The sequence below is a fragment of the Mycobacterium sp. genome, assembly GCF_035603715.1.
Taxonomy (GTDB): domain Bacteria; phylum Actinomycetota; class Actinomycetes; order Mycobacteriales; family Mycobacteriaceae; genus Mycobacterium.
The window spans coordinates 1-3,961 of record NZ_DATNJW010000535.1 but is presented as its reverse complement, the minus strand read 5'-3'; the positions used below and the strand labels follow the sequence as shown (position 1 = coordinate 3,961).

The window sequence follows — 3,961 nt, the reverse complement described above, 5'->3', positions numbered from 1 at the left end:
GAGAGGAATTCCGATGACGGTGGAGGAGCGGCTCGCGGCTCTGGAACAGCGGCTGCGCCGGGTCGAGGATGAGCTGGCCATCGGCCGCCTGATGGCGTCGTATGGACCGCTGGTCGATGCCGGCGATGCCGACGCGGTCTCCGGGCTGTGGACCGACGATGGCGAGTACGACGTCGAGGGCTGGCACATGCGCAGCCGGACCGACGTTGCCGAGATGGTGCGATCACCCGCGCATCAGGGTCTGATCGGCCGCGGTGCGGCCCATTTCCTCGGCCCGGTCTGCGTCGATATCGACGGCGACGATGCGATTGCGGTGTGCGAATCGATCGTGATCCGTCGCAACGAGGACGGCGGTGGCTATCGGGTGTGGCGGGCCGGCGCCAACCATGTCACGCTGCGGCGCACGGCCGCCGGCTGGCGGATAGCAAAGCGCACCAGTCGCGCACTGGACGGCTCTACCGAGGCGCGCGGCCTGCTGGCCGCCGGTGCGACGGGCCGGCCGGCATGACTGGGCAATTAGCGGGCAAGGTCGCGCTGATCACCGGTGCGGGCGCAGGTATCGGCGAAGGCATCGCGCGCCGGTTCGCCGAAGAGGGCGCGAAAGTCGTCGTGGCCGAACGCGATTCCGGTAGTGGCCGCGACGTCGCGACCGCCGTCGGAGGATTGTTCGTCGAGGTCGACGTCTCGGTTCGAGACCAGGTGGAAGGCGCCGTCGCGCAGGCTGTTTCGGAGTACGGCTCGATCGACGTCGTGGTGAACAACGCGTGGGGCGGCGGATCGATGAGCCGGGTGGAGAACAAGACCGATCAGCAGCTCAGCGACGGTATCGCCGTCGCGTACTACGGCCCGTTCTGGGCGATGCGGGCCGCGCTGCCGCACATGCGGGCCCGCGGCTGGGGACGGGTGATCAACGTCTGCAGCCTGAATGGGGTCAACGCGCACATGGGCACTCTGGAGTACAACGCCGCCAAGGAGGCGCTGCGTGCCCTGACCCGCACCGCCGCCCGCGAGTGGGCGCCGTTCGGCGTGACCGTCAATGCGATCTGCCCGGCCGCCAAGAGTGCGGCATTCCTGCGCGCTCTCGGCGACAACCCCGACATTGCCGCCTTCGCCGACGCGATGAACCCGATGGGCCGAATCGGGGATCCCTACCTCGACATCGCCCCGGTCGCGCTGTTTCTGGCCGGCGAGGGCTGCCGCTATCTCACCGGCAACACATTGTTCGTCGACGGCGGCAGCCACATCAACGGGGTGGCCTGGACACCCGACTTAGACGGCGCGAGCTGATCGGTCGCTACGCGCTGGCCAGGTCGTGCCGTTCCAGCCGGAACGTGCGGCTGACCCGGTCCGGACGGGTGGTCAGGGTGACCTCGACGGCGCCACCCGGGGTGACGACGTAGCGCTCCTCGACATCCGGGCCGTCGTCGCGGCGGCTCACCGGCCGGCGCGGCAGGTCCTGATCGTCGCTGAGGTCCGGATCGAACGGGAAGAACACCGGGTCATACGGCGTCACGTCACCGTCGGGACGACCGTCACGCAGCCGGCTGCACTCGACGAAGCGGAAGTGTCCGATGTTGTGCGCGGCGCGGTAGGTCCGCGTGACGACAAAGGGCGGCTGACCGGCGGTGGGCAGCACAGCTCCTTTGGGCACGATCGGGTCGAAGCAGACGTCCTCGCCCGCGCATGCCTCGCGAAACACCCCGAAGTGGCGCGAAAGACGTTCGGAGAGCGCGAATCCGGCTTCCCTGTCGAGGAAGGCGGCCAAGCCGATTGCCGTCGCGGCGAACGGGTGCAGTGACCGTTTGACCCGTTTCTCGTCGAACGCCGAGCGCAGCGCCCGCGCGACGAGCGGGAAGCTTCCGGCGCCGCCCACCACGTAGATGCCCGCGATCTCGGACCAGTCGACGTCGCCGCCGGCCCGGTCGTGCAGCACGCCGGGAAGAGCGGCAATCGTCTTGTCTACCAACGGAGCACACGCTGCGTAAACGTCCTCGATCGGGCAGGAAAACGGCGGCTTGCCGATCGCGGTGAGATCGACCAGGAACCGCCGGGTGTTGGGACCGACGGCTTCTTTGCGGACTGAGCACTCCTCGAGCAACTGCTCGCGGGTGCCCGACGGCAACGAGCGCAGTCCCGCACCCTTGCGGACCAGCTTGAGGATGGCCGCGTCGAAGTCGTCGCCGCCGAGGCGCTGGATGCCCTCGCTGACGACCACCTCATTCAACCGCCCGGTCATTTTCAGCAGCGACGCGTCAAACGTTCCACCACCGAGGTCGTAGATCAGGACATACTCCCGCTTGGCGGTGATCGTCGAGCGATACCGGTGGGCGTATTCGAAGCCCGCCGCCGACGGCTCGTTCAGCAGAGCGACCACGTCGAAGCCGGCCTGCGCGAACGCGTCCAGGGTCAGGAATCGTTGCGCGCTGGAGGCATTGGCCGGCACGCTGATCGCGGCCTCGACCCGCGTGCCCGGTGAGAACTCGGCGTTCGAACGGTGCTGGAGGTCGTTTTTCAGCCGGGTGAGAAACCCCGCGAACAGGTCGGCCAGCAGGTAACGGCGTCCCGCCAGATCCACCGTCGTCGTCGGCCCGGCATCGTTGAGCAGCCGCTTGAACGATCGCAGCACTGACCAGTCCGGGTGATGCCGGACCGCGGCGGCGTCCGGACCGTAGCGCAGCTCGCCGCCTTCGTTGCCGGCAATGATCGACGGCCACGCGTCGACCCCGTCGAACGACACCACGGGATAGTTGCCCCGGTCGACGACCGCGACAACGGTGTGCGTTGTGCCGAAGTCGATCCCCAGCCTCATCGGCTAAGCGTAGGTGTTGCAGCGCGTTTCGTGACTACAAATCGCCGAGCCCGATCGGCTTCTTACCAGCCGCGTTCGCGGCAGGGGGCCGAGGCCGGGTCACAGGCGCCGGAGCGGTGGGCTAAGTGTTGCGCCGGACATCGTCGATGCGCGTGGACGAAGGAGCCGCTCGAATCTGTAAAGGTACTTCGACAGGGCGCTGACCGGGGCGCACACTTGCGTAATGGAGTGTCAAGGTATGGCCGCAGCGCCCCTGCCCGCGCCGGCCCCGCGCCCGATACAGGCATCGACGTCGCCGCGGCCGGCGTGACTATGCACGCCGGCGGCCCTGAGCCGGAGCCGCGCCGCGTGTTGAAAGGACTTTCGGACATACGCGCGTTCTTCCACACCAATGCCGTACCGCTGTACTTCATCTCGCCCACCCCGTTCAACCTGCTGGGCATCGACCGCTGGGTACGAAACTTCTTCTACCTGACGTACTTTGACTCTTTCGAAGGCACGCATTCGCGCGTGTTCGTGCCCCGACGACGCGACCGCCTTGACTTCGATTCCATGGGTGATGTCTGCAACCACCTCCTGTCCGATCCTGAGACCCTGGAGTTCATCGCGGGCCGAGGTCCCGGTGGTAAGGCGTGCTTCGTGATGCTCGACGAGGAAACCCAGGCCCTCGCACGTCAGGCGGGGCTCGAGGTCATGCACCCGCCGACGGAGCTGCGCCAGCGCCTGGGCTCCAAGATCATCATGACGCGCCTGGCCAACGAGGCGGGTGTGCCGAGCGTGCCGCACGCCATCGGGCGGGCCGGCTCCTACGACGAACTTGTCGCGCTCGCAGAAAGCGCCGAATTAGGAGATGACCTCGTCATCTCGGTCGCCTACGGCAATGCCGGCAGCGGAACCTTCTTCGTGCACGGTCAGCGCGACTGGGACGAGCACGCCGCTGATCTGACCGCGCAGCAAGAAGTCAAAGTCATGAAGCGGATCCGCAACGTCGAGGTCTGCATCGAGGGCGCCGTGACCCGCCACGGCACCGTGATCGGCCCCGCGATGACGAGTCTCGTCGGTTATTCGGAGCTGACTCCGCAGCGGGGCAGCTGGTGCGGCAATGACATCTGGCGTGAGGTGCTGCCGCCGGACCAGACGCACGCCGCGCGG

3 protein-coding genes and 1 pseudogene are annotated in these 3,961 nt (G+C 67.5%); 3 read left to right on the top strand and 1 reads right to left on the bottom strand.

Features of this window, described 5'->3' with window-relative positions; all coding sequences use genetic code 11:
* Positions 1–13: 13 nt before the first annotated feature.
* Entirely contained in the window at positions 14–508 is a 495-nt protein-coding gene (locus tag VN856_RS22230; RefSeq protein ID WP_325693021.1) for a nuclear transport factor 2 family protein, read from the top strand.
* Positions 505–1,287 carry an SDR family oxidoreductase gene (locus tag VN856_RS22225; RefSeq protein ID WP_325693018.1) on the top strand — a complete coding sequence of 261 codons (783 nt, stop codon included), beginning with the start codon at positions 505–507 and terminating at the stop codon, positions 1,285–1,287. Before VN856_RS22230 ends, VN856_RS22225 begins: the two co-directional genes overlap by 4 nt.
* A 7-nt stretch (positions 1,288–1,294) precedes the next feature.
* Here VN856_RS22225 and VN856_RS22220 read toward each other — a convergent pair whose 3' ends face one another.
* On the bottom strand, positions 1,295–2,809 hold the full coding sequence (locus tag VN856_RS22220) for an Hsp70 family protein (RefSeq protein ID WP_325693015.1): 1,515 nt from the start codon (positions 2,807–2,809) through the stop codon (positions 1,295–1,297).
* Between the two features lie 312 nt (positions 2,810–3,121).
* Here VN856_RS22220 and VN856_RS22215 point away from each other — a divergent pair.
* Positions 3,122–3,961, top strand: a pseudogene (locus VN856_RS22215) (hypothetical protein); the annotation flags it as partial.

Bases quoted from the DNA above. Each gene is read 5' to 3' on its own strand.
- VN856_RS22230 (WP_325693021.1), top strand. From the start codon at position 14: ATGACGGTGGAGGAGCGGCTCGCGGCTCTGGAACAGCGGCTGCGCCGG.
- VN856_RS22220 (WP_325693015.1), bottom strand. From the start codon at position 2,809: ATGAGGCTGGGGATCGACTTCGGCACAACGCACACCGTTGTCGCGGTC.
- VN856_RS22225 (WP_325693018.1), top strand. From the start codon at position 505: ATGACTGGGCAATTAGCGGGCAAGGTCGCGCTGATCACCGGTGCGGGC.